This window comes from Streptacidiphilus sp. BW17, assembly GCF_041262485.1.
In the GTDB taxonomy this organism is placed as follows: Bacteria; Actinomycetota; Actinomycetes; order Streptomycetales; family Streptomycetaceae; genus Streptacidiphilus.
In genome coordinates this window covers 204,802-229,384 of record NZ_JBGCCR010000001.1, presented here as the reverse complement: position 1 = coordinate 229,384, position 24,583 = coordinate 204,802, and the positions used below count along the sequence as shown (strand labels likewise).

Annotated in this window: 22 protein-coding genes; 6 read left to right on the top strand and 16 right to left on the bottom strand. The window is 71.3% G+C overall.

Annotation, left to right across the window (positions count from 1 at the left end; genetic code table 11):
- The first annotated feature begins 2 nt into the window (after positions 1-2).
- Positions 3-923: an ABC transporter ATP-binding protein gene (locus ABH940_RS01045; RefSeq protein ID WP_370065192.1), complete on the top strand. Its 921-nt coding sequence runs from the start codon at positions 3-5 to the stop codon at positions 921-923.
- Positions 924-940: 17 nt separating this feature from the next.
- On the top strand, positions 941-1,660 hold the full coding sequence (locus ABH940_RS01040) for an ABC transporter permease subunit (RefSeq protein ID WP_370065529.1): 720 nt from the start codon (positions 941-943) through the stop codon (positions 1,658-1,660).
- Between the two features lie 165 nt (positions 1,661-1,825).
- Here ABH940_RS01040 and ABH940_RS01035 read toward each other — a convergent pair whose 3' ends face one another.
- The 3 genes from ABH940_RS01035 to serS form a co-directional block, all read right to left on the bottom strand.
- Positions 1,826-3,079, bottom strand: a complete 1,254-nt coding sequence (locus tag ABH940_RS01035) for a CynX/NimT family MFS transporter (RefSeq protein ID WP_370103951.1) — start codon at positions 3,077-3,079, stop codon at positions 1,826-1,828.
- 214 nt (positions 3,080-3,293) lie between these two features.
- Positions 3,294-4,112 (bottom strand): HAD family hydrolase, encoded by an 819-nt coding sequence (locus tag ABH940_RS01030; protein ID WP_370065196.1) that lies wholly within the window; start codon positions 4,110-4,112, stop codon positions 3,294-3,296.
- A 43-nt stretch (positions 4,113-4,155) separates the two neighbouring features.
- On the bottom strand, positions 4,156-5,433 hold the full coding sequence (serS, locus tag ABH940_RS01025) for a serine--tRNA ligase (RefSeq protein ID WP_370065198.1): 1,278 nt from the start codon (positions 5,431-5,433) through the stop codon (positions 4,156-4,158).
- A gap of 213 nt (positions 5,434-5,646) precedes the next feature.
- Between serS and ABH940_RS01020 the strand changes: the two genes are divergently transcribed.
- Positions 5,647-6,432: a polysaccharide deacetylase family protein gene (locus tag ABH940_RS01020; RefSeq protein ID WP_370065200.1), complete on the top strand. Its 786-nt coding sequence runs from the start codon at positions 5,647-5,649 to the stop codon at positions 6,430-6,432.
- A gap of 351 nt (positions 6,433-6,783) precedes the next feature.
- Here the strand turns inward: ABH940_RS01020 and pheA are convergent, their stop codons facing one another.
- The 7 genes from pheA to ABH940_RS00985 form a co-directional block, all read right to left on the bottom strand.
- Positions 6,784-7,716 carry a prephenate dehydratase gene (pheA, locus tag ABH940_RS01015; protein ID WP_370065202.1) on the bottom strand — a complete coding sequence of 311 codons (933 nt, stop codon included), beginning with the start codon at positions 7,714-7,716 and terminating at the stop codon, positions 6,784-6,786.
- A 177-nt stretch (positions 7,717-7,893) separates the two neighbouring features.
- Positions 7,894-9,210: an iron uptake transporter deferrochelatase/peroxidase subunit gene (gene efeB / locus ABH940_RS01010; RefSeq protein ID WP_370103949.1), complete on the bottom strand. Its 1,317-nt coding sequence runs from the start codon at positions 9,208-9,210 to the stop codon at positions 7,894-7,896.
- 73 nt (positions 9,211-9,283) lie between these two features.
- Positions 9,284-11,320, bottom strand: a complete 2,037-nt coding sequence (locus tag ABH940_RS01005; RefSeq protein ID WP_370103947.1) for a copper resistance protein CopC — start codon at positions 11,318-11,320, stop codon at positions 9,284-9,286.
- A gap of 10 nt (positions 11,321-11,330) precedes the next feature.
- On the bottom strand, positions 11,331-11,852 hold the full coding sequence (locus ABH940_RS01000; RefSeq protein WP_370103945.1) for a copper chaperone PCu(A)C: 522 nt from the start codon (positions 11,850-11,852) through the stop codon (positions 11,331-11,333).
- Entirely contained in the window at positions 11,849-12,535 is a 687-nt protein-coding gene (locus tag ABH940_RS00995; RefSeq protein ID WP_370103943.1) for an SCO family protein, read from the bottom strand. The genes ABH940_RS01000 and ABH940_RS00995 overlap by 4 nt, the downstream gene beginning before the upstream one ends.
- A 135-nt stretch (positions 12,536-12,670) precedes the next feature.
- Positions 12,671-13,444, bottom strand: coding sequence for a YcnI family protein (locus tag ABH940_RS00990; RefSeq protein ID WP_370103941.1), 774 nt, complete (start codon positions 13,442-13,444; stop codon positions 12,671-12,673).
- A 204-nt stretch (positions 13,445-13,648) separates the two neighbouring features.
- Entirely contained in the window at positions 13,649-14,467 is an 819-nt protein-coding gene (locus ABH940_RS00985) for a hypothetical protein (protein WP_370103939.1), read from the bottom strand.
- Positions 14,468-14,766: 299 nt separating this feature from the next.
- Here ABH940_RS00985 and ABH940_RS00980 point away from each other — a divergent pair, with 299 nt between their 5' ends.
- Positions 14,767-15,333, top strand: a complete 567-nt coding sequence (locus tag ABH940_RS00980) for an ATP-binding protein (protein ID WP_370103937.1) — start codon at positions 14,767-14,769, stop codon at positions 15,331-15,333.
- Positions 15,334-15,427: 94 nt separating this feature from the next.
- Positions 15,428-16,195 (top strand): MerR family transcriptional regulator, encoded by a 768-nt coding sequence (locus tag ABH940_RS00975; protein ID WP_370065218.1) that lies wholly within the window; start codon positions 15,428-15,430, stop codon positions 16,193-16,195.
- Between the two features lie 76 nt (positions 16,196-16,271).
- On the opposite strand, the gene ABH940_RS00970 is transcribed toward ABH940_RS00975, so the two are convergent.
- From ABH940_RS00970 to ABH940_RS00960, 3 genes are all read right to left on the bottom strand, one after another.
- Positions 16,272-17,738 carry an aminopeptidase P family protein gene (locus tag ABH940_RS00970; protein ID WP_370065531.1) on the bottom strand — a complete coding sequence of 489 codons (1,467 nt, stop codon included), beginning with the start codon at positions 17,736-17,738 and terminating at the stop codon, positions 16,272-16,274.
- A 344-nt stretch (positions 17,739-18,082) separates the two neighbouring features.
- The gene (locus ABH940_RS00965; protein ID WP_370065220.1) at positions 18,083-19,354 is read right to left on the bottom strand and encodes a PP2C family protein-serine/threonine phosphatase; all 1,272 of its coding nucleotides are present in this window, start codon (positions 19,352-19,354) and stop codon (positions 18,083-18,085) included.
- 224 nt (positions 19,355-19,578) lie between these two features.
- The gene (locus ABH940_RS00960; protein ID WP_370065222.1) at positions 19,579-20,367 is read right to left on the bottom strand and encodes a hypothetical protein; all 789 of its coding nucleotides are present in this window, start codon (positions 20,365-20,367) and stop codon (positions 19,579-19,581) included.
- A 327-nt stretch (positions 20,368-20,694) separates the two neighbouring features.
- On the opposite strand from ABH940_RS00960, the gene ABH940_RS00955 reads away from it, so the two are divergent.
- Positions 20,695-21,396, top strand: a complete 702-nt coding sequence (locus ABH940_RS00955; RefSeq protein WP_370103936.1) for a bifunctional DNA primase/polymerase — start codon at positions 20,695-20,697, stop codon at positions 21,394-21,396.
- Positions 21,397-21,655: 259 nt separating this feature from the next.
- Here the strand turns inward: ABH940_RS00955 and ABH940_RS00950 are convergent, their stop codons facing one another.
- The 3 genes from ABH940_RS00950 to ABH940_RS00940 all read right to left on the bottom strand — a co-directional run bounded on the left by ABH940_RS00950 (position 21,656) and on the right by ABH940_RS00940 (position 24,518).
- A complete protein-coding gene (locus ABH940_RS00950) occupies positions 21,656-22,627 on the bottom strand; it encodes a DUF5926 family protein (RefSeq protein WP_370065226.1) in 972 nt (323 codons plus the stop codon).
- Positions 22,628-22,920: 293 nt separating this feature from the next.
- Positions 22,921-23,442, bottom strand: a complete 522-nt coding sequence (locus tag ABH940_RS00945; RefSeq protein ID WP_370065228.1) for an ATP-binding protein — start codon at positions 23,440-23,442, stop codon at positions 22,921-22,923.
- 251 nt (positions 23,443-23,693) lie between these two features.
- Positions 23,694-24,518 carry a glycerophosphodiester phosphodiesterase gene (locus ABH940_RS00940; RefSeq protein ID WP_370103934.1) on the bottom strand — a complete coding sequence of 275 codons (825 nt, stop codon included), beginning with the start codon at positions 24,516-24,518 and terminating at the stop codon, positions 23,694-23,696.
- Positions 24,519-24,583 lie beyond the last annotated feature (65 nt).

The window sequence follows — 24,583 nt, the reverse complement described above, 5'->3', positions numbered from 1 at the left end:
CCATGACCACCATCAGCATCGACCGGGCGTCCCGCTGGTTCGGCAATGTCGTCGCGGTCAACGACGTCACCATGACGATCGAGCCCGGCGTCACCGGCCTGCTCGGGCCGAACGGCGCGGGCAAGTCCACGCTGATCCACATGATGAGCGGCTTCCTGCCGCCGTCCTCGGGCAGCGTCGTCCTCGACGGCAAGCCGATCTGGAAGAACCAGGGGGCCTACCGCCAGATCGGCCTGGTGCCCGAGCGCGAGGCCATGTACGACTTCCTCACCGGCTGGGAGTTCGTGCTGGCCAACGCCGAGCTCCACGGCCTGCCCGCCCCGGGCGAGGCGGCCAAGCGCGCGCTGGCCACCGTCGAGATGGAGTACGCGCAGGACCGGCAGGTCTCCACGTACAGCAAGGGCATGAAGCAGCGCGTCAAGATGGCCTCCGCGCTGGTCCACGACCCGGCCGTACTGCTCCTCGACGAGCCTTTCAACGGCATGGACCCGCGCCAGCGGATGCACCTGATGGAGCTGCTGCGCCGTTTCGGCAGCGAGGGCCGCACGGTCCTCTTCTCCTCCCACATCCTGGAGGAGGTGGAGCAGTTGGCCCGCCACATCGAGGTGGTCGTGGCCGGTCGCCACGCCGCCTCGGGTGACTTCCGCAAGATCCGCCGCCTGATGACGGACCGTCCGCACCGCTACACCGTCCGCTCCAGCGACGACCGCGCCCTCGCGGCGGCGCTGATCGCCGACGGCTCGACGGCAGGCATCGAACTGGACTGGAAGGAGCGCGCCCTGCAGATCCAGGCGATCGACTTCTACCGGTTCACCGAGCTGGTCCCGCGCGTCGCCAAGGAGGCAGGCATCCGCCTGCTGACCGTCTCCCCGGCCGACGAGTCGTTGGAGAGCGTCTTCTCCTACCTCGTCGCCGCCAAGTAACGGAAGGCCGAGACCTCATCATGAACGTCACTGTCGCCCGGCTGACCGTCCGCGGCCTGCTCGGCCGCCGCCGGGGCCTGCTGCTGTTGGGCCTGCCTCTGCTGCTGATCGTCCTCTCGGTGGTCATCCGCGCGGTCGCGGGCCAGGACGAGAGCACCGCGTCCAACATCCTGGGCACGCTCGCCCTCGGCACGATGGTCCCGCTGGTCGGCCTGGTCGCCGGAACGGGCGCGATCGGCCCGGAGATCGACGACGGCTCGATCATCTACCTGCTGGCGAAGCCGCAGCCGCGGTGGAAGATCATCATTTCCAAGCTGGTCGTCGCCATCGGCTGCTCCGTGGTGTTCGCGGCGCTGCCCACGTACATCGCGGGTCTGATCCTCTTCGGCACCTACGAGAGCCTGACGTTGGGCTTCACGATCGCGGCGCTGATTGCGGGCGTGGCCTACAGCGCGATCTTCCTGCTGCTGGGCGTGGTCTCCCGCCACGCGGTGGTCTGGGGTCTGATGTACGCGCTCCTGTGGGAGACGATCGTCGGCCAGTACGTCCCGGGCGCGCGGACGTTGAGCGTCCACCAGTGGGCGCTCTCGGTGGCGGAGAAGATCGCGGACCCGGGCGTCATCACGTCCTCGGTCCAGCTGTCCACGGCGGTCCCGCTGCTCCTTGTCGCAACGCTGGGTGGCGCGGCGTTCGCGGCGGCCCGGCTCAGCCGGCTGACGCTCGCCGGGGAAGAGTAGAACGCATGGGCCAACGGGGAGTTGCAGCACCTTAGGGGCGCGGGGAACTGCGCGACAAGCCACCCACGCAGCTGGCGGGCCGGACGGTCAGGGCCATCCGCACAGGGTGGTGTCTCGCGCAGTTCCCCGCGCCCCTTGGTGGTGCAACTTCCTCTTTGCAAACGGTCAGGCGGAGAGAACGAGTTTCCGTCCCGCGCCCAACCCCGCGGTGACGCCCACCGCGCAGCAGGCCAGCAGGACCGCGAGGGGCAGCGTCCACCCGCCCGTGGCCTGGTGCAGCGCACCGAAGCCCACCGGGCCGCTCGCGGCGATGAAGTAGCCCACCAGCTGCGACATCCCCGACAGCTGCGCAGCAACCTGCGCGCTCCCGCTACGCAGCACGATCATCGCCATCGCGAGCCCGAAACCGCCGCCCTGGGCGATGCCGATCAGCGTCGCCCAGACCCACGCGCCCGCCGTCGGCGCGACCAGCAGACCGGCGATGCCGGTCGACATCGAGCCGACCATCAGGACCACCAGCAGCCGCTGGTTGTTGGTGCGTCCGGCCGCCAACGGGATCAGGAACGCGGCGGGGATCTGCACCAGCGAGCTGGCGGCGAAGACGATCCCGGCTGTGCCGCGGTCCATGCCCTGTGTGGTCAGGACCGTCGGGAGCCAGGCGATCAGGGTGTAGGAGAGCAGCGACTGGATCCCCATGAAGACGGCCAACTGCCAGGCCAGCGGGTGCTTCCACAGCCCGGGGACCTTCGCCGCCGAGGATGGCTGCGCCTTCGCGGACGCGCCCGCACCCCGCGTCTTCGACGCGGACAACTGCGGCAGCCACACCGCGAAGGCGATGACGGCCAGTACGGACCAGGACGCCATCGAGCCCTGCCAGCCGCCGAAGGCGTGCTCGAAGGGCACGCTCAGCGCCGCGGCCAGCGTCGCACCGAAGATCATCGACGTCGTGTAGACACCGGTCATCGCCGCCGCGCGCTCCGGGAAGTCGCGCTTGACCAGGCCCGGCATGGTGACGTTGAGCAGGGCGATCGCCGCGCCCAGCACCATGCTGCCGGCGAAGAGCGCCCACGCGCCCGGCGCGATCCGCAGCAGCACGCCGGCGACGAGCACCACCAGCGCCAGGGCGACGACCCGCTCCGCGCCGAAGCGGCGGATCAGGCGGGCGGCGACGGGCGCGATCGCGCCCATCATCAGCACCGGGATGGTGGTCAGCAGCCCGCCCGCCGTGGAGGACAGGTGGTAGTCGGCGCTGATGTCGCCGAGCAGCGGCGAGACCGCCGAGACGGCGGCGCGCATGTTGAGGGAGACCAGCAGGATGCCGACCAGCGCGGTCGTGGGGTGCGCGAGGAGGCGCGTCAGCCGCGAGGCGGAAGGGGCAGAGGCATACGAAACGGGCGTATCGAGCACGGAGCGGGACATGCGTCACTCTCAAGCGAAGAAAGAAAGTGTGGGCAGGAGAAAGGAGTCGAACGGCGCTCAGAGGCGCGCGACGTCAGCTCTCCGGTCGCTTGATGTTCGCGTCGATGAGCTCGGCCAGCAGGGCGCGGCAGGCTGCGTACAGCTCCACTCCGCGCATGGTCCGCTTGCCTTTCTGCTCAGATATGTCCGGCTTAACCGTGACCTATGGTAACAACTAATCGAGCTCGAACATGCGCTCGATGGCGACCGCGACGCCGTCCTCCTCGTTGCCGAGGGTGATCTCGTCGGCGACGGCCCTCAGATCGGGATGCGCGTTGGCCATCGCCACCGCGTGGCCGACCCAGCGGAACATCGGTATGTCGTTGGGCATGTCGCCGAAAGCGACGGTGCGGTCCTTCTTCGTCCCCAGGCGCGCGGACGCGAGCGCCAGCCCGGTCGCCTTGGAGAGGCCGAGCGGCAGCAGCTCGACAAAGCCCCGTCCGGACACCACGACGGTGACCAGCGCGCCCGCGACCTCCTGGGCCGCCGTCGCCAACTCGTCGTCGCTGAGCGCCGGGTGTTGTATCAGCACCCGGCTCAGCGGCTTGGCCCACAGGGCGGCGAGGTCGTCGACCGGGTCGGACAGCAGGGTCCCGGACGAGGGCATGTCGTAGTCGCGGGAGAAGAGCACCTCGCCGTCGAGGCCGTCCTGGACGACGGCCACCGCGAGCGGGCCGACCTCCGCCTCCGCCTTGGCGAGGGCGAGGCCGGCCACCTGCCGGTCCAGGGTCACGGACGTCACCAGCCGGTGCGCACCCGCGTCGTAGAGCTGGCCGCCCTGACTGCAGACGGCCAGCCCGGTGTAGCCGATGGCGTCCAGCGTCGGCTTGGTCCACGTCGCCGAGCGGCCGGTGACCACGATGTGCTGCGCCCCGGTGGCCTTCGCGGCCTCCAGGGTGCGCTGCGTGCGCGCCGAGACGGTGTGGTCGTCGCGCAGCAGCGTCCCGTCCAGGTCGGTCGCGATCAGGTCGAACGGCCGCGGGGCGGAGCTCACGTGGTCTGACTTTCTCTCAGATGGTGCTTGCGGGCAGACCGGACTACTTGCCGACCGGCTCCAGCACCTCGCGTCCGCCCAGGTACGGGCGGAGCGCCTCCGGCACGACGACGGAGCCGTCGGCCAGCTGGTGCGTCTCCAGGAGCGCGACGATGGTCCGCGGCACCGCGCACAGCGTGCCGTTCAGCGTGGCCAGCGGGCGGTTGCCCTCCCCGCCGCGCATCCGGATGCCGAGGCGACGGGCCTGGAACTCACCGCAGTTGGAGGTCGAGGTCAGCTCGCGGTACTTGCCCTGGGTGGGGATCCACGCCTCGATGTCGTACTTGCGCATCGCCGACGCGCCCAGGTCGCCCGAGGCCACGTCGATGACGCGGTAGGCGAGGCCGAGCTTGTCCAGGAAGTCGCGCTCCCACTGCAGCAGGCGCTTGTGCTCCGCCTCCGCGTCCTCGGGCGCGACGTAGGAGAACATCTCCACCTTGTCGAACTGGTGGACGCGGATGATGCCGCGGGTGTCCTTGCCGTAGGTGCCGGCCTCGCGGCGGAAGCAGGGCGAGAACCCGGCGTAGCGCAGCGGCAGCTGGTCCGCGTCGAGGATCTCGTCCATGTGGTAGGCGGCCAGCGGGACCTCGGAGGTGCCGACCAGGTAGAAGTCGTCCTTCTCCAGGTGGAAGACGTTCTCCGCGGCCTGGCCGAGGAAGCCGGTGCCCTCCATCGCGCGCGGCTTGACCAGCGCGGGCGTGATCATCGGGATGAAGCCGGCCTCGGTGGCCTGCGCGATCGCCATGTTGACCAGGGCGAGCTCCAGCAGCGCGCCGACGCCGGTCAGGTAGTAGAAGCGCGAGCCGGAGACCTTGGCGGCCCGCTCGGTGTCGATCGCGCCGAGGATCTTGCCCAACTCGACGTGGTCGCGCGGCTCGAAGCCCTCCGCGGCGAAGTCGCGCGGGGTGCCGACCTCCTCGAGGGTGACGAAGTCCTCCTCGCCGCCGATCGGCGCGTCCGGGTCGAGCAGGTTGGCCAGCCCGCCCAGCAGTTGCTGCACCTCGGCCTCGGCCTCGGTCTGCGCCGTGTTGGCGGTCTTGACCTCGGCGGCGAGCTCCTTGGTGCGCTCCAGCAGGGCAGCCTTCTCGTCACCCTTGGCCTGCGCCACCTGCTTGCCCAGCTGACGCTGCTCGTTGCGCAGCTCGTCATAACGGGAGCTGAACGATCGCTGCCGCTCGTCGGCGGCGAGCAGGGCGTCGACGAGCTCGACGTCCTCTCCTCGGGCGCGCTGGGAGGCGCGCACACGGTCCGGGTCTACGCGAAGCAGGCGAAGGTCAATCACGCTACGAGCGTACCGGTCCGCGAGCCGTGACCTCGCGCATTAACCGCTGTCCGAGCCTTGTTCAGCCTTCGGCCGGGCCGGGAAAGCGGCCTCGGCCGAGCATTTGTGTCACATCTTCGTCCCGAGGATTTCCCAACCCTGTCAGATCCGTAAGAACCGGCTGTCCGGGCTGCGAAAGTGAACCGGCAGGCAGGGAACGGAAGGTGGACGGGTATGAAGAAGAGCGTGGTGGCGGTCGCGGGTTCGGTCCTGGCGGCGGTGCTGGCACTGAGCGGATGCGGCGGCAGCGGCACCAACCAGAACGTGAACGGCGGCGGCTCATCTTCCGCTTCGCCCGATCCCAAGACCACCTCGGGTGACACCATTCCGAACGGTGGGACGAAGGCGGCCGACAAGAGCCTCGAGTACTACATCTCCCACTCCGGCGGGGAGAAGACGGTGGCGCTCACCTTCGACGACGGACCCAGCGGGGTGTGGACGCCGAAGATCCTCGCCGTGCTGGCGAAGTACGGGGTCCACGCGACCTTCTGCGAAATAGGCCCGAACGCCACCGCCAATCCCTCGGCGACGCGCGCGGTCATCGCCGCCGGGGACCGGCTCTGCGACCACTCGGTCCACCACAACGAGGCGATGTCCACCCGTGGCACCGCGTACGAGACCAGTGAAATAGTCGACGCCAAGCACATGATCGAGCAGGCCGGCGGCCCGGGAACCGTGGTCTCCTGGTTCCGGGCCCCGGGTGGGGATTTCACTCCGGAGATCCGGCAGATATCCGCGGACAACGGATTGCGGCCCTTGGCGTGGAGCGTCGACACCAATGACTGGCAGCGGCCCGGTGTCGCCACGATCGTCTCGACGGTGAAGAAGGAACTGAGGCCGGGGTCGATCATTCTCATGCACGACGGCGGCGGGGACCGGAGCGAGACCGTGGCGGCGCTGAACCAGATCGTGCCGTGGCTGCTCCAGCAGGGATACACGATCGACTTCCCCGACGTCTGATCCGCGGATCCACAGCTGTGGATATCCCCAGGAGCAGATAGTTATCCACAGGGGTGCGGAGGTCCCTGTGGATTGTTGAAAATCACGCCTCTGAGCTCGTCAAACCTCGGGTTTGCGGCAGGAGGCGTGATTTTCCGGGTCCCGGAAGCGGACTTTGGGGAAACAGAGCAGCTGAATCCCTATATGTCCGTCTTGTCCGATCTGCAAGTTTTGTTGATCAATGCGTGAATAAGCCGATCCCGCAGCCCGTGCACACCGACCCCCACCCTGTGGAAAACTCGCCATCCTGTGGATAACCCGCAGGGGCCTGTGCACCACCGGCCGGACCACCTGCCGGACGGCCCGACCGGACTACCGGTCGCCGCGCCCGTCCAGGCAGCGGGAGAGCCAGTCCGCAGCACGGGTGAACTCGGTGTCCGAGGTGCCCGGGCGGACCGTCGCCGGAACCGCGTCGGCCCGCGGATAGGAGCCGAGGAAGCGCACCTGCGGGCAGATCCGGTGCAGACCCATCAGCGCCTCCGAGACCCGGCGGTCGGTGATGTGCCCCTCGGCGTCCACCGCGAAGCAGTACTTGCCCAGGCCCTCCCCGGTCGGGCGGGACTCGATGCGCATCAGGTTGACGCCGCGCACCGCGAACTCCTGCAACAGCTCCAGCAGCGCGCCCGGGTGGTCGTCCTCCAGCCAGAACACCGCCGAGGTCTTGTCCGCACCCGTCGGCGCGGACGGACGGCCCGGCCGGCCGACCAGCACGAAGCGGGTGGTCGCGTTGGCCGCGTCGTGGATCTCGGCGGCCAGCGGCTCCAGGTGGTAGAGCGGCGCGGCGAACTCGCCCGCGAACGCGCCGTCGTAGCGGCCCTCCTGGACCAGGCGGGCGCCGTCGGCGTTGGACGCCGCCGACTCCCAGTCCGCGTTCGGCAGGTGCTGCGAGAGCCAGTGCCGGACCTGCGGCTGCGCGGCCGGGTGGCCGGTGACCGTCTTCACGTCGGCCAGCGTGGTGCCGGGCCGGACCAGCAGGGCGAAGGCGATCGGCAGCAGCACCTCGCGGTAGATCATCAACGGCTCGCCCTGGGCCAGCTCGTCCATGGTCTGCCGGATGCCGCCCTCGACGGAGTTCTCGATCGGCACTAGCGCGGCCGAGGCCTCGCCGTTGCGCACTGCGTCCAGCGCGGCCGGCACGGACACGGACGGCACCAGCTCGCGGGTCGCCGCCTCCGGCAGGGTCCGCAGCGCCGCCTCGGTAAAGGTGCCCTCGGGACCGAGGTAGGTGTATCGGTTCGGGGACACGGTGACCTCCAAGGGTGCACGCCTGGTTGCTCGCTGCACGGACGTAACGTTAACGACTCCGCGCCACCGGGGACGCGTGGTCTTGCGGGCTGGACGCGGGCCACGGTAAGGCGACCCAGGTCCCTTCCCAGGGTCCCAGGATTCGCCGGGCCCCTCGAATTCCGCTGGGCCCGGGGATCAGGACTCCAGCAGCGCCTGGCCGACGTAGCCGTCGGGGCTCGCGCCGCCCGGCACCGCGTAGAGGCCGCTCGACTCGTGCACCAGGAACCGCGACAGCGCGTCGCCGCGGGCCAACTTCCGCTGCACCGGGACGAAGCCGGTCATCGGGTCGGCCTGGAACGCGACGAAGAGCAGCCCCGCGTCGGGCGCACCGTCCGGGCGGTAGCCGTCGTGGTACGAGTAGCCGCGCCGCAGCATGGCCGCGCCCTGGTTGGACGCGGCGGCGGCGACCCGGATGTGCGCGTCGCCCGGGATCGCCAGCGAGCCGTCGGGGTCGAACGATTCGAGGTCGACGGTCGTGGTCTCGCTGCTGCCCGGCCCGCCGGAGAGCGGTGCGCCGTTGTCCTTGCGCCGCCCGATCGTGCGCTGCTGCACGTCCAGCGACTGCTGGTCCCAGGTGTCGAGCAGCATCCGGATCCGCCGGAAGACCGCGTAGCTGCCGCCTGCCATCCAGGACGGCTGTCCGGCGGCGGTGGCAGCCGTGGCGTTCGCCGGGACGAAGACCGTCGCGTCGAAGCCCGCGCTGCCCGGCTTGGGGTTGTTGGTGCCGTCGATCTGGCCCATCAGGTTGCGGCCGGTCATCGGCTCGCGCGTCGCGCCGGGCGCGCGGCTGAACCCGGTCGTCTGCCAGCGCGGCGCGGCCTGGCCCACGGCGAGCCGCTGCAGCGTCCGCATCGCGTGGTACGCCACCAGCGGATCGTCGGCGCAGACCTGCACCCACAGGTCCCCGTCGCTGCGCGCGCGGTCCAGCTGGTCCTCCGGGAAGGGCGGCAACGGCGTGAGCTGGGAGGGGAGTTGGGCGGTCAGCCCGGCCTTGGTGAAGACCGGGGCGCCGAAGCCGAAGGTGACCGTCAGCGAGCTCGGGCCTGCGTCCAGGGCGACCTGATCGTCCGTCAGGCCTGGTGGCGTCCGGCCCTCCGCCATCGCGGCGGCTGCGGCGGACCAGCGCTTCATCAACGACACCAGCCCGGGGCGGCCGGTCCCGGAGGTGAGGTCGAACGCCGTGGCGTGCAGCGTCGACTGCATCGGCTCGACGATGCCCGCCTGGTGCGTGCCGTGGAACGGCACGGCGTCGGCGCCGAGGCCGGCCAGCGCCGCGCCGTCGCCGCTGCCGCCGGTCGTGGCAGCCGGGTCGCCTCCGGCGTCGGCCAGCGCGTAGCCGCCGACTCCGAGCGCGATCCCGGCCGCGCCGCCGACTCCCGCCGCGCCGAGCAGGCGACGCCGGGAGACGGTCCGGGGGGTGGGGCGGGGGTGGTTGTTGTCCTCGTCGGTCATCGCTCTGTGCTCAACCTGTGCTCAACTTGCTTCTCGTACGCGTGCGTGTGTGCGTGGTTCGGATTCCGGTGGCTCAACCGACCGTGACCGGGGTGGTCACGGTGGTCTCGTCGATGGCGTCCGAGCGGATGGTGACCGCCAGGGTCCAGGTGCCGGGCAGCGGGAGCTCCAGGCCCGCCGCGCCCCAGTGGCCGATGTCGAGGTGGTCCACCTTGACCGGCATCGGTCCCAGGCTGCGGGCGGCCAGACTGACCGTCACATCGACCTCGGGGACGTCGACCGGCTTGCCGGTGGAGTCGTAGAGGTAGGCGTGCATCGTGTTGGTCCCAGTCCGGGCCGGGTCGATGTCGACGGTGATCTTTCCCTTGGCGGACGCGGTGCTGCCGCCGGTGTCGTAGGGGAGCGTCACGTCGACCGGGCCCCGGTTGGCGGCGGCGGTCGCGGCTTGCTGCTCGGCGACGGCACGGCCCGGCGCGGAGTTGGTCAGCACCGTGGTCACGCCCAGCACGACGACGGCGAAGACCGCCTCCAGCGCGACCGACCGCAGCAGCATGCCCCGGGCGGGGGCGGCCTGGTGCGCCTTGCGCACGCTGGCCTGCCGCCGCGCCTTTGCCTGCCGCGCCAACTGCGCGGCCCGCTCCGCGTCCACCTCGGACCCGGGACCGGACCCGGACCCGACCTCGGACCCGGACCCGACCCCGGACCCGGCCCCGGCCCGGGCCTGACCCTCAGCCCCGACCTGAGCCTCCGTCCCGGCCCCGACATCCGCCCCGACCTCGGCCCCCGCCTCGACGGCCGGTGCGCCGACGGCGACCAGCGCCTCCGCCGCGTCGGCCTGCTGCTCCGCCGTGTCGGCGCGCAGCAGGGAGAGCCAGCGGCGCGACATCCACGCACCCCCGAGGATCACCGCGACCGCGCCGATCTTGACCAGCAGCAGCCGCCCGTAGGTGGTCGAGGTCAACGCGGACCAGGAGCCGAGGCCGCGCCACGCCTGGTAGACGCCGGTGACCGCGAGCCCGGTGACCGCGCCGAGTGCCACCGCGCTGAACCGCTGCACGCCCGCGACGCCGATGCCACCGTCCGCCGTGGACCGACGCAGGCCGACCAGGACGGTCGCCAGTCCGCCGAGCCACAGGCCCATCGCCAGGACGTGGACGGTGTCCGACGTGATCGCCAGCGGGACCTGCATGCCGACCGAGGCGTGGTCGCCGAGCGGCCACGTCAGCGCGATCGCGACGGCCAGCACCGCGCCCACGATGCCCAGCCAGATCCGTCGCCGCCGCTCCACGCCGTCGCCGGCGCCCGCGTCCTGACCCGCCGGGTCGCTCGCGCCCGTGTGTCCGGAGAGCAGCGCCAGGAAGACGCCCGCGCCCGCGAGCAGCAGCACCCGCACGGCCAGCAGCACGCCAAGCTTCTCGCCCAGCACCTGCCGCAGCAGGCTCAGGTCGAAGACCTTGCCGAGCCCGGTCCCGGCCTCGTACGTCCCGCGTAGCGCCAGCTCGGCCAGGGTCGACAGCAGCAGTCCGGCCCAGCCGGTGAGCATCAGCCGCTGCACCGAGCGCAGCCGCAGCCCGCCCGGCCAGCCGAGCAGCACCAGCGCCACCGACCCGGCCAGCAGCGCGAACGTCCCGTACTGGACCGAACGCGAGAGGCCGTAGAGGAATCCGGTCGAGGCGGACCCCGAGTTGCTCTCGACTCCGGACAGCGCCGCAGGGGAGGTGGTCCGGCCGATGGAGAAGGTGAACGCCCCGGCGACGGGGTGGGTGTCGGCGGAGATCACCCGCCACGCCACGGTGTAGGTGCCCTGGGTCTGGTCCAGGGCGGGGTTCAGCGACACGCTCGCGGTCGACGGGTCGCTCCCCGCGTGCCCGGCCGTGCCGGTGTCGACCTGCTTGCCGTTGGGGTCGAACACGCGCACCGCACCGGTCTCCAGCGTCACCGACTCGCTGAAGTGCAGCGTCACCGTGCTCGGCGCGACGGCCAGCACGGTCCCCTGAGAGGGGTCGGTCGACAGCAGCGCGGCGTGCGCCGAGGCCACCCCCGCGCTTCCCAGCAGCAGTGTCGCAAGCAGGCAGAACAGCGCCGCGGCGGAGCGGACGGTGCGCTTCATCGTTACGTCCTCACTGTCCCGGCTGGTACGTCAGCGGCTGGACGGTTGCTTCGACGTCGAGCGGAGCGGCGTCGTCGAAGCGCAGGGTCAGCGCGATGTGCTGACCGACCTTGGGCTGGGCGGCGAGCCCCATGAGCATCAGATGCCTGCCGTCCCGGGCGAAAGCCACCTGGCCGTGCGCCGGGACGGTGACCGAGGGCAGGTCGACCATGGTGGTGGCGGTGCTCTGGTGCATCGACACACTCTGCGCCTGCGTGCTCGTGATGCCGGTCAGCCGTGCCGCCTTGTCACCCGCGTTAGTGAGCACGAAGTAGCCGGCCGCCATGTCCGGCGCGGACGGCAGCGGTATGTACGCGCCGGAGACGCTCAGCTTGGGCGTCCCGGTCCCCGCGTCCGCCGTGGTGGACGCGGCTGCGGACGACGTGGCCTGGGATGACGTCGCCTGGGACGACGTACCCGGCGACGAGCAACCCGCCGCCAGCAGCGGCGCGGCGACGGCCAGGGCGATCAGCGCCCGGTGACGGCCCGTCACACCGTCACACCCTTGATCAGGTACGGCAGGTCGTGCCCGAAGACAGCCGAGGTGGTGCCGCTGGTGTAGAGGAGGTGCGCCTTGTTGTCGGTCGGCAGGAAGCCGAGCGTCTGCGCGCCGTGGACGGGCTCCTGGCCTTTGGCCGGAGCGGCGACGTAGACGCCGACCGAGGCGGCGGCCGAGATGACCGTCTTGATGTCGCCGGTCAGGCCGATGAAGTTCGGGTTGAAGGAGTTGAGCCAGCTGCGGATCGTGCCCGGGGTGTCGTGGTCGGGGTCGGTCGTCACGAAGACCACGTCGATCTGGCTCTGCTGCGCCTTGGGCAGCTTGGAGACGGCCACGGCGATGTCGCCCATCGTCGTCGGGCAGACGTCGGGGCACTTCGTGTAGCCGAAGTAGAGCAGCGTCGCCTTGCCCGCCGTGCCGGTGGCCAGGTTGAAGGGCTTGCCGCTGGTGTCGGTCAGCGTGACGGCAGGCTTGTCGAAGGTCCGCGGCATGTAGGTGCCCTGGTACGGGCCGTTCTGCTGCGCGGAGTCGATCTGCGGGTCCCCGGACCCGGCGCCTGCCGAGCCGGTCGAGGACGAGGACGAGCCGCACGCCGACAGCAGCAGTGCTGCGGCGCCGCCGACCGAGCCGAGCAGCACGGAACGACGGGTGGGCGCGGAGAAGGTGTGGGAGGCCATGGTGGTGAACTCGCTCTCTGCCGATCGCGGGGATCGGCAGCGGTAAGGCGGACGGACGGTCAGACGGACGGGCGGTCGGGCGGCGGAGGAGGGGCAGGGCCGGGGCGCGGCCCCACCCCTCCGATCAGTGCCGGATCAGGCGGCGCTGCCGCGGCGTCCGCCGCGACGCCAGCCGAGGAAGCCGAAGACGACACCGGCGAGGCCGACGACCAGGCCGACCCCGGCCAGCACCCGCGCGGCCGTGTCGGTCGCCGAGCCGCTGTCGGACGTGGCCGACGCCGTCTGCGTGGTGCTTCCGGTGCTGCTGCTGGAGCCCGATGTGCTGGCGCTGCTGGACGCGGCGGTCAGGTTGAGCGTCGGGGCCGGGTGCGCGGGGTCGGGCTGACCGGCCGCGGCGGGGGTGTCGATCCAGCGGACGACCGTGCCGTCGGAGTAGGTCTGCAGGGTCTTGAAGCTGAGCTGCTTGGTGTCGGTCGGCAGCTGGCCGAAGTCGACGGTGAAGTCCTGGTACTGGCCGGGGGCGATCTTGCCGCCGGTCCAGGTGATCTCGGAGACCGCGTTGGTGACCGGGCCGTCGTCGGTCTGGATCGGAGTGGCCAGCTTGGCCGTCTGGACCGCAGCGGTCCAGCCCGGCACCTGCTCGACCAGCGCGGAGGCGATCGGGTGGTCGGTCGGGAAGTAGACGTCGACCTTGACCGTCGAGGCGGTGTCCGACTCGTTCGGCACCCGGAAGGCGAAGACCTGGTCCGCCGCACCGGCGGCGGCGGAGTTCGGCTGCACGGTGACGTGCGCGGACGCGGGCACGGCCAGTAGCACGACGCCTGCGGCGGCCAGCGCGGCGGGCACCGCGACGCGGGCGGAACGGACGGAGCGGACGGAACGGAGCGAGCGGGCAGAGAAGGCGCTCATGCGCATGGGTGGTTCTCTCCTGGAGATCCTGAAGACCTGTGGCCGCCGGTGGACCGGTTGTCCACGGCGGGCGGAACGGAGTCGCCGCACCGGCGGGACTCGGCAGGAATCACAGGGCCCGACCAACCACCCCGCCGACCCATCGTGCGTACACCGACCGGACAGGCAGGTCGGGGAAGCGGGACGGGTATGGCGGACGGACGGTCAGGCCAGGAGAGCGCGCGGGGGACCGCGCCGGACCAGTTGGTGGCGCAGCAGCGCGTGTGCGGGAAGCCGCCAGTCGTCCACGGCCCAGCGCCGTGCGGGGTGGACGCCGATCGTGGTGAGCCCGGCGAGCAGCGCCAGGGCCAGCCGGAGCAACTGGCCCAGCGGCGCGAGGGCCAGGCCCAGCAGCCGCCAGACCGCGGCCTCGCCGCCCCGCAGCCACCAGCCTGCGACCAGCGCGGCCAGCAGGTGGCCGAGCACCATCAGCGGGGTGAGCCCGAGCATCGCGCAGACGGCGCCCACACCGTGGGCGGCCGGAGCGGTCGGGAGCGAGGCGAGATAGAGATGCGGGTCGAAGCCGGCCTGGCTGACGATCTGGCTGGCCGTCGTGCCCGGAGGCAGCGCCAGGGTGCCGTCGGGGCCGGGCCCGCAGAGCAGCCGTGCCGCGAGCTGCAGCAGCGCGGACGGCGTTCCGCCGCCTGCCCCGCTCATCCCGGGCATCCCGGCCATGCCCGTCATCCCGCTCATCCCCGCCATGCCGGAGGCACCGGCGCAGAGGTGGAAGAGGGCGTGCAGCCCGAGCTCGCCGACGGCGAGCGCCGAGGCGATCGCCGGCAGGCCGCGTTCGCGTCCGGCCAGGGCGGTGCTTGCCAGCAGCACCAGCACGAGTCCGACCAGCAGTGTCGGCAGCGGCACCGAGCCGCCGCCGCCCAGCGCGTGCCCGAGCGCGGACACCAGGACGCAGACCGTCGCGAAGGGCAGAGCCCGCAGCAGGCGAAGGTCCAGGCTGGCGGCGCGCGGGGCGCGGAAGGCGGTCATGACGCGGGACAGTCTCTCAGAGGGGTGTACGGAGCAGGCCCACGGGGGCGGAAATGGCCGGAGTCTTCCCTTGTCGGGAGGGCCCAGGGAAACCCAGGGCTGAAACGGGACCGAACGTGCGACCCCCATGCGCTCCGGCGTGCGCCTGGCGGTGCGCGGCCGCCCGGACGAGACCCGGACCACGCCCTCGCCCCCGACACTCCGCCAAGAGAGCGACAAGATCCGCCCGAAGCGGTTCATTCTTCAGCGGGTCGGCAATACCTACTGGTATGTGGTGCCGGAGCCAGAAGGAGCCTGCCGTGGACATCTGGTGGTCTCTCCACCTCAGGCGCGAACCCGCCAGCGTTCCGCTGGCCCGCCGCATCCTCCTCGGCACCATGGCCACCGCCGGCGTGGACCCGGACATCTCCTACGAGGTCGGCGTCGCGCTGACCGAGGCGTGCGCCAACGCGGTCGAGCACGCGTGTCCCGGCGCGGCCGCCGGTGAGGACGACGGCTTCCAGGTGACGGCGACGATCGAGGGCAACCGCCTGCGGATCGAGGTGACCGACTCCGGTCCCGGCTTCGCCGCCCGTATGGGACGCCATGCGCTCGGCCACAGCCAGAGTCACGGCCAGAGCCAGAGCCAGGGCCTGGGTCAGAGCCACGGGCGGGCACGCGCTTCGCGTCCCCGCCCTTCGGCTGTCGGGAGCGCGGCGGTCGCCTTCGCGCCGGTGCCCGACTCGTCCGAGAGCGGACGCGGCCTGCTGCTGATCCGGGCGCTCTCCGACGACGTGCAGTTCCGCAACCACCCGAGACGCGGCGCGGTGGTCCGTTTCGACAAGACCCTCACCTACCGGGACCGCCCGTTCGCGCAGGCGTCCTGACAACAGGCCTCCCCCCCCCCCGGCACGATTCCCGCTTGACCCTCACGTCACGTGAGGCCGCAGGCTGGGAGCACGAGGGAGAGGAAAGAGCCCCATGAGCTACTCGGTCGGTCAGGTCTCACGGTTCGCCAAGGTGACCGTGCGGACCCTGCACCACTACGACGAGATCAAGCTGCTCCAGCCCAGCGGTCGCACCCCGTCCGGCTACCGCCGCTACGACGACGCGGACCTGGACCGGCTGCAGCAGATCCTCTTCTACCGGGAGCTCGGCTTCTCCCTCGACGACATCGCGACCATCCTGGACGACCAGGGCGTCAGCCCGAGCGAGCACCTGCGCCGCCAGCGCAGTCTGCTGCTGGGGCGGATCGAACGGCTCCAGGAGATGGTCGCGTCCGTGGAACACGCACTGGAGGCGAGGAAGATGGGGATTCAACTGACCCCCGAGGAGAAGTTCGAGGTCTTCGGTGAGGACTACGTCGACCACCAGGAGGAGGCGGAGGCGCGCTGGGGCGACACCGACGCATGGAAGCAGTCCCAGCAGCGCGCGGCGCGGTACTCCAAGGAGGACTGGGTCGAGATCAAGGCCGAAGGCGACGCGCTCAACGCGCGCATCGCCGAGGCGATCGGGGCCGGTGCCGCGCCGGACAGCGAACAGGCGATGGCGATCGCGGAGGACCACCGCCGGCACATCACCCGGCGTTTCCACGACGTCTCGTTCGGGTTCCACCGCTGCATGGCCGAGATGTACATCTCGGACCCGCGGTTCACCGAGTACTACGAGAAGGTCGCGCCGGGCGCTGCCGTCTGGTTCCGTCAGGCCGTCCTGGCCAACGCGGACCGCGGCGAGGCCGCGGCGAAGTGAACTGACACGAAGTGAACTGACACGGGGTCACGGAGCGGCAGGCCGCCGCTCCGTGACCCCCTCACCCGTTTCGGTGTCAGCCCTTGAGGCTCGCCATCCAGCTCTCGACGTCCTCGACCGTGCGCGGCAGGGCCGCGGAGAGGTTGCGGTTGCCGTCGGCCGTCACCAGGATGTCGTCCTCGATCCGGACGCCGATGCCGCGGTACTCCTCCGGGACCAGCTCGTCGTCGGCCTGGAAGTACAGACCCGGCTCGACGGTCAGCACGATGCCCGGCTCCAGCACGCAGTCGACGTAGGAGTCGACGCGGGCGTGGGCGCAGTCGTGCACGTCCAGGCCGAGCATGTGGCCGGTGCCGTGCAGGGTCCAGCGACGCTGCAGCCCCAGCTCCAGCACGCGCTCCACCGGGCCCTCCAGCAGGCCCCACTCGACCAGCCGCTCGGCCAGGACCTGCTGCGCCGCCTCGTGGAAGTCGCGGTAGCGGGCGCCCGGCTTGACGGCCGCGATTCCTGCCTCCTGGGCGTCCAGGACGGCCTGGTAGATCTTCCGCTGCAGCTCGTTGAAGGTGCCGCTGATCGGCAGGGTGCGGGTGACGTCGGCGGTGTAGAGGGTCGACGTCTCCACGCCCGCGTCCAGCAGCAGCAGCTCGCCCGGGCGGACCTCGCCATCGTTGCGGACCCAGTGCAGCGTTGTCGCGTGCGGGCCTGCGGCGCAGATCGAGCCGTAGCCGATGTCGTTGCCCTCGACCCGGGCGCGACGGAAGAAGGTGCCCTCGATCCAGCGCTCCGAGGTGGCCACCGCCTGCGCCAGCTCGCGCACCACGTCGGTGAAGCCCTTGGTGGTCGCGTCGCAGGCGGCCTGCAGCTGGCCGATCTCCCACTCGTCCTTGACCAGGCGCAGCTCGCTGAGGAAGACGCGCAGCTCGTCGTCACCGTGCTTGGTGGTGTGCGGGGCCAGCGCGGTCTCGATCGCCGCGTCGTGCCCGCGCAGCACGCGGGTCGTCGCCGGACGCTCGTCGGCCTGCCCGGCCAGCTCCTCCGCCGCCTTGCGCACGTCCTTGGCCGGCAGCCCGAGCAGCGCCTCGGCCTCGGTCAGGCTGTGCCGACGGCCGACCCACAGCTCGCCCTGGCCGCTCAGCCAGAACTCGCCGTTCTCCCGGTCCGAGCGGGGGAGCAGGTAGAGGTACGCGTCGTGGCCCTCGTCGCCCTCACCGCGCGGCTCCAGCACCAGGACGGCGTCCTCGGTCTGGTCACCGGTGAGGTGCACGTACTCCGTGGCGGCGCGGAAGCTGTACTCGGTGTCGTTGGACCGGGTCTTCAGGTTTCCGGCCGGCACGACGATCCGGTCCCCGGGGAAACGCGCGGACAGCGCGGCCCGTCGCTTGGCCGCGTACGCGGACTGCTCGGCCGGGACGAGGTCCCGCAGCTCGGTGTCGGCCCAGCCGCTCTTCATGACGGCGGTCAGCTCGTCGGAGATGGCGGGGTAGAGACCGTTCTTCCGCTGCTTGATCGGCTTGTCCTCGGCGGACTCCGCCGCCTCGGTCAGCTCGTCGGTCTCGGGAGCGAGATCGTCCTCGGTCACGCTGTGTCGCCTCCTCGTGGTACGGGGAACGCAAGGCCGCTGTCAGGGGTGTCAGCGGCTTGCAGTCCGTACAAGAGTACGGCCGCGGCCGAGTCGGAGGACAGGGCTTTGGGCAGGCGGAGACGTTGCACTATCTGGGGGCGCGGGGAACTGCTCATGTGCGGCTCCGCCGCGTGGGCGCGACAATCCCCCTGCCTTCGGCGGGGGGACCCCCATCCCACCCAGGTAGCAGGCCGAACGAGCAGGGCCATCCGCTCATCATGGGTTGTTCGCGCAGTTCCTCGCGCCCCTGATGGTGCAACTGTCCCTCAGTCGAAGCGTGCGGCCAGGAGCACCAGGTCATCCGCACCCGGCAGCGGCTCCGCCGCGCCGACGCACGCGTCGAGCAGGTACGCGCAGAAACGTTCCGGGTCCTGGCGGACATCCCGCGGCGCCTCCGCCGCGGCCGCGCGCAGGCGGGTCTGGCCGGCGTGGAGGGACTCCTCGCCGCAGCGGCGGGCCAGCCCGTCGGTGTAGAGGAGGAGCACGTCGCCGCGGTCGGCCCGCAGCTCCACGCCCGGCGCTTCCCAGCAGCTCAGCATGCCCAGCGGCGCGCTCAGCGAGGTCTCCACGAACGAGGCCCCGAACGAGGTCACCAGCAGCGGCGGGCACTGGCCCGCCCCGGCCAGGGAGAGCCGGCGGGCCGAGGGCTCGACGAATGCGTACAGCGCCGTCGCCGTCCGGGCGGGTTCCGTGCTCTTGAGCAGCAGCTCCAGATCGCCGAGCACGGCGACCGGGTCCTCGCCCTCCAGCACCGCGTACGCGCGCAGCGCCGCCCGCAGGCGGCCCATCGCGGCTGCGGAGTCCGCGCCGCCGCCGGTGACGCTGCCGACGCTCAGTGCGAGGGCGCCTTCCGGGAGCGAGATCGCGTCGTACCAGTCGCAGCCGCCCGCGCTCTCCAGCCCGGCGGTGACGCAGCGCGCGGCGAGCCGCATGCCGCCGACGCGCGGCAACGTGCCGGGGAGCAGGCCGCGACGGAGCGCGTCGGCGGTGCGGCGCAGCCGGTCGCGGTCGAGTTCCTTGGCCAGCAGCCGGGCGGCGGACGCGCAGTAGAGCCCGGCGAGGCGCTGCTCGCGTTCGGTCGGCTGTGCGGGGGTGTCGTAGAACCAGACGACCGAGCCCAGGTCGGCCAGCGGCTGGGCGTAGGACGCGCCGATGCCGAGCTGGTGGGCGACCTCCCGGAACCGGTCTCCGGTCGGTTCGCCGCCGGCGGCGCGCAGGATCTGCGCGGCCGGGACGGTCTCCAGCGCGCCCAGGGCGGCGCGGTCCAGGCCGAGGCCGAGGGTGGTGCTCGGCTGGGTCAGCAGCAGCATGCCGCGCCGGGCGCCGATCAGCGCGGCGCCGTCGGCCAGCAGGCCGGTGAGGGCCGCCTCCAGGTCGGCTGCGCCGCTGAGCCGGTCGGTCAGGTCGTACAGGGTGGTCAAATCAGCCAGGGGGTCGTCGGCGGAGCGCTCGCGGAGGGCAGCGATCGGTTCTCCGCTGATCGTTTCAGCAGGGCTCGTGGGCGCGGGAAGCCCCAGGGTGGTGTGATGCTCAGCCATGGCCCGCACCTGCGATAACTACAAAGAGTGATGCTGGATTCTTAAAGTTTTGTCTGAATTGAATCACTATGCACCCCCATGTCATGCCATACGGCAATTAATGAGTCTCTTCTACACACACCGATCGGGTGATGTCCAGAACTGTCCGCTGCCACGTGGTTGGTGTCTTTGCCCGAATATTTGGCCGAAAAACATCGGTGCGATTGATCGTTTCAACTATCGATTTATGCGCCCCCGCCGGTAACGGAACGTCGTCCCCGCAGCGCACGGGCCACTTCCCGGCGCTCGCGCAGCCCCAGCGGACGCATCAGGCGCGGCGGTTCGAGCTGGACCGGCGCCACCCGCAGCCCGGCCCGGAGCAGGTCCGCCGCCCTGCCGACCAGCTCCCCCGCCCCGGACGCCGGTGGCCAGCTGGCGGCGAAAGCCGCGCTGGTCAGGCAGTACTCGCCGGTCAGCACGCCGGGCCTGCCGGACGCCCCGGACGCACCGGATGCACGGGGCAGTGCGAGGCCCGCGCGGGCCAGGCCGCGACGTTCCAGCCGTTCGGCGGCCCGGCCCCGGCCCTCGGCCGGGCACCAGCCGAGGGCCATGTCCGCCGCGCCCGAGGCGACCGGACCCACCAGCGGCAGCACCTCGTCGAGTGCGTGCGTCGCGCCGCCCTCCCGGCTGGGGCGGATGCACAGCAGTGGCAGGGGCGTGTATCCGGCCAGATCGGCCTCGTCCGCGAGCAGCGTCGCACCGCTGTCCAGGGCGACCCGCCGGGTGGAGTCCGTCGACCCCGACTCCAGCACCAGCACGGCGCGGACCTGCGGTAGTCGGCGCGCCGCGAGTACAGTCAAGGCGATCCGCGACGCGTCGTTGTGCGCGCGGATCACCAGGGCGAACTCCGGAGCGGCGGGCCGTGGGTCGGGCCCCGCTCCGGGATTCTCGCCGGGCTTCTGCTCCGAAGCCCCGTCGGGGTGCGGAATTGATGAGGTGTCAGCCTCGTGGGCCGACGCGAAATCCGGGTCCATCCGGGGATCGTACGGTCGGTTGCCCCCTAGCAGACCCCTCCGTACCAGACAGGGTGAATACCCCGAACGGAGGAACCATCCTCGCTCGTCGTGCGTCAATCCGGACGATGCGTCAGTCTCGACAGAGAACGTGCTCGTGCGTGCCTTCGGTGGGTACAGAACCGTTACGGGGCGGCAGTGTTGCGGTCGGTCGATCCGGCCGGGCGAGCATGCGCCACCCTGGCGCCACCTCCAGCCAGGTACCGCAGGCGCGGTGGGCGTGGTGCGCTTCTCGTTGCGCGAGGTCACCTACCGATCCTTGACCGTCACGGAAAGGAACGAGTGCTCATGCGCGGGGTGTCAACACTCGTCGGTAAGGCCGTCGGCAGAGCCGTCGGTAGGGCCGTATACAGGGCTGGGCGCAGGGCCGGGCGGCTGCGGACCAGGGGCCGGTTTCTCGGCGCGGCAAGAACGGCGGCCAGGGGTTGGGGGTGGCCGGTGCTGCCGGGCGTCGGCGCGGCCCCGGGGGGCGGCTGTCGCTGCCCTCGGCCGGACTGCCAGGTTCCCGGCGCCCATCCCCACGAGCCGAAGCTGCTCGCGGCCACGACGGACGACCGGATGATCCGCTGGTGGTGGTCCCGCCGTCCCGAGGCGCCGGTGCTGGTGGCGACGGGCGGCCAGGTCTGCGCGCTGAGCCTGCCCGCGGAGGCGGGTGCGCGGGTGCTCGACTACTTCGACGCGCTGCGCGTGCCGATCGGTCCGGTGATCGCCACGCCGACCCGCTACGTGCTGCTCGTCGCGCCCTACTCGTTCCCGGAGCTGGGCGAACTGCTGGTGGCCCAGGAGTGGGTGCCGACCAGCCTGCGCTACCACGGTCCCGGCGGCTATGTCGTACTGCCGCCCTCGCGGACCGGCGCGGGCGCGATGCGCTGGGTCCGGCGTCCGCTCTCGACGCGGGAGCAGCCATGGCTGCCGTCGGTGAGTGATCTGGTGGAGGCCCTGGTCGCGGCGAGCGTCGCCGCGCCGGACGGCGCGACCCTGGCGCCGTGAAAGCTCCCAGGCGGGTGGTGTTGCCAACCCTGCCGGTAGCAGGCAAAGGCCCGGCCGCTGGCGACGGGGGATGCACCAGCGACCGGGCTGTTTAAACCGTAACAAATTCCGGGCCGCAAGCAAATTCCCTGGAGCGAAGTCTTTCCCCGGAATTTCCGGGTTTCGACCAAGGTATGTGACGCAGATCACGCTATTCCGGGGCGGACTGACGGTCAGTCCGCCCCGGTCCCGATACCGGGTAGCGATAGGTGACGGGAATTCAGCTGAGGGTGACCTGGCGGTTCACCAGACCGGCGCGCGCCTTCCGCTCCTCCGCGCTGAGCGCGCCCCCGCGCTCCAGCGTGGCGGCCAGCCGCTCGGCGAACGCGGCGGCGGGCTTCTCGCAGTCCGCGGGGGTCATCGACTGCGGCAGGTCCCAGACCGGCACGACCAGACCGTGCGCCCGGAACGAGCCGACCAGCTTGGTCCCCTCGCCCAGCGAGGCCTCGCCCGAGGCGGCCAGGCGGGCCAGCGCGTCCAGCAGCGCCTCCTCCTCGTGCGGCATCACCCAGCGCAGGTGGTTCCGGTCCGGCGCGGCGCACCAGTACGCCTGCGGCACTGACTCCAGCTTCTCGGTCGGGATGACGGCGGCGTTGGCCTGCTCCAGCGAGGCGGCGACCTCACCGGTCGCGGCCGAGGCGTCCTCCAGCCAGTACTCGAAGCCGGTGTGCACGGTCGGCTCGAACGGCGCTTCCAGGTCCAGCAGTTGCTGCAGACGCGGCCCCTCCGGCGCGGGACGCCGCGGCGGCACGGGGCTGCCCGGCTCGGCGGCGAGCGCCTGCACCAGCGCGTCCGCGAGGTCCCGGCTCAGATCGCCGGAGGAGGTCTGGGTCTGGAGCCCGAGCATGATGCTGCCGTCCTGCCGACGCATGGCCGGCCAGGCCATCGGGAGCACGGTCACCAGCGTCACTGACGGAACGTCACCCTCGGCCGTCGCCAGCGTCTCGGCGGTCACCGTCAGCGGCGCGGTCGCGGCCGGGACCAGCTCGCGCAGGGCGACCCAGTCGCCCTCCCCGGGCAGCCCCTCGAACGGCCGCTGCACCAGCTCCGCGACGGCATGCGCGGCGGCACGCCCGTGGCACGCCTTGTACCGCCGCCCCGACCCACAGGGGCACGCCTCGCGCGCGCCGACAACGGGCACGGGCCCGTCGGTGACGGGGGTGCTGGTGAGCGGGGCCTTCTTCTTGGCCATGGTGCGTACTCCCGGTGGAACGGAACGGAACTGATTCCCTCCGGGAGAGCGTACGGGTCTGACGGTGGGCCCGTTGTCCGTCTGCCGCTGCGGCACCCTGCGGCTTCGCCGCGTGGGCGCGACTGCCTGGATGTTCGCTGCCGCAGGTAGTTGCAATCACCTCAGGGGCGCGAGGAACTGCGCGACCCACGCAGGTGGAGCCCCGAACGTTCAGGGCCATCCGCTCATCCGTGGTTTCTCGCGCAGTTCCCCGCGCCCCTGATGGTGCAACTTCTCCGTGTGCCAAGATTGATTCAGCTCGCGGCCGCCGCGGTCTCCGCCTCCGCGTCCCTGCGTGCGTGGCGTGCGCGGACGCGCAACACCGCCCACACCGTCACCTCGCCGGGCGCGTCGCGGACGCCCCACTCCGAGGCGAGTTGGCCGACAATCCCCAGGCCGCGTCCACCACGTGCGGTCAGGGACGGGGCCGACCGCCGCGGGCGGGTGGGTCCGCCGCCGTCCGTCACCTCGACGGTCAGCAGCCCGTCGCTGTGCAGTTCCCAGCCGACCAGGACCTCTTCCTGCTCCTCCGCCAGCGTCCCCATGAGCCCCGCCGCGAGCCCGCGTTCCCGCTCCAGCGGTCTCGCGTGCCTGCACGCGTTGCTGAGCAACTCCGAGAGGATCAGTACCGCGTCGTCTATCACGCCCTCGGGCACCAGGTGCTCACCGAGATCCTCGCGCAACCTACGACGTGCCGTCCGTACGCTCTCCGGACCATGTGGCACTGCCATGGTCGACGAAGAAGTCGGCACCTCATGCGCCACCACCACGGCCACCCCCGGACCTCCTCCTTCGTCTTGCGCCAGGGTGTGAATGCCCGGTAAGGACAAGTCGAAAACGGAAAACTGCGCACCTTGGCGGGCTTTCCGGGGGCTCGAAGAGGGCGCGCGCAGCGCATTTCACAGCGCGTCACCGAATAGTGACGCTACGCATTCGAGTACGGGTTCGGAATGGCTTTCCAGCCACGACCCAGAGGAATTTCCAGCCATTCCGGAGCATCCTGTGCATCCATCGGCCGGTATGGGTCCTATCTCCCGAGTTGGTCCAACACCCGCCGCGGATGGTTGGTGATGATCGCCTCGACGCCCAGCCGCAGGCAGAGCTCGACGTCCTCCGGCTCGTCCACCGTCCAGACATGGACCCGCTGTCCGGCACGGTGCAGGGCCGCCACGTAGCCGGGGTTGGCGCGGATCACGTCGATACCGGGACCGGCGATCCGCGCGCCGTGCGGCAGCGAACCGTCGCGGAGCCACGGCAGCACCCGCTCCATCAGGAAGACCGTCGGCAGTTCCGGCGCCATCTGGCGGATCCGCCGCAGTGAGAGCTGCGAGAAGCTCATCACCCGTACCGGGGAGGGGCCTTCGCCCTTGGAGGGGACGAGGCCGAACCGGCCCAGCAGCTCCATCAGCCGCTTCTCGACCAGCCCGGCGTAGCGGGTGGGGTGCTTGGTCTCGATCGCCAGCTCGATGTGACGGCCGGCGTCGGCGTGGAGTTCGAGCAGGCGCTCCAAGGTGAGCACCGACGTGTGGTCGGCCGAGGTCCAGTCGGTCTCCTCGATGTCGCCCGCCTTCCAGCCGCCGAAGTCGAGTTCGGAGAGCTGAGCGAGTTCGAGCGTGGAGACGACGCCACGTCCGTTCGAGGTCCGGTTGACCGTGCGGTCGTGGACGCAGACGAGGTGACCGTCGGCGGTCAGCCGGACGTCGCACTCCAGTCCGTCCGCGCCCTGCTCGATCGCCAGCTTGTACGCGGCGAGCGTGTGCTCGGCGTAGGTGCCGGAAGCGCCGCGGTGGGCGATGACGCGGGTGGTGGACCGGTTGGGGACGGACACGGTCGGGCCTGGCTGGGGGTGCACGTCCCCACGATAGGCGGCGTGCGTGTACCGCAGGTGAACGCGGTCGCCGTCCCCAACCGTGTCAC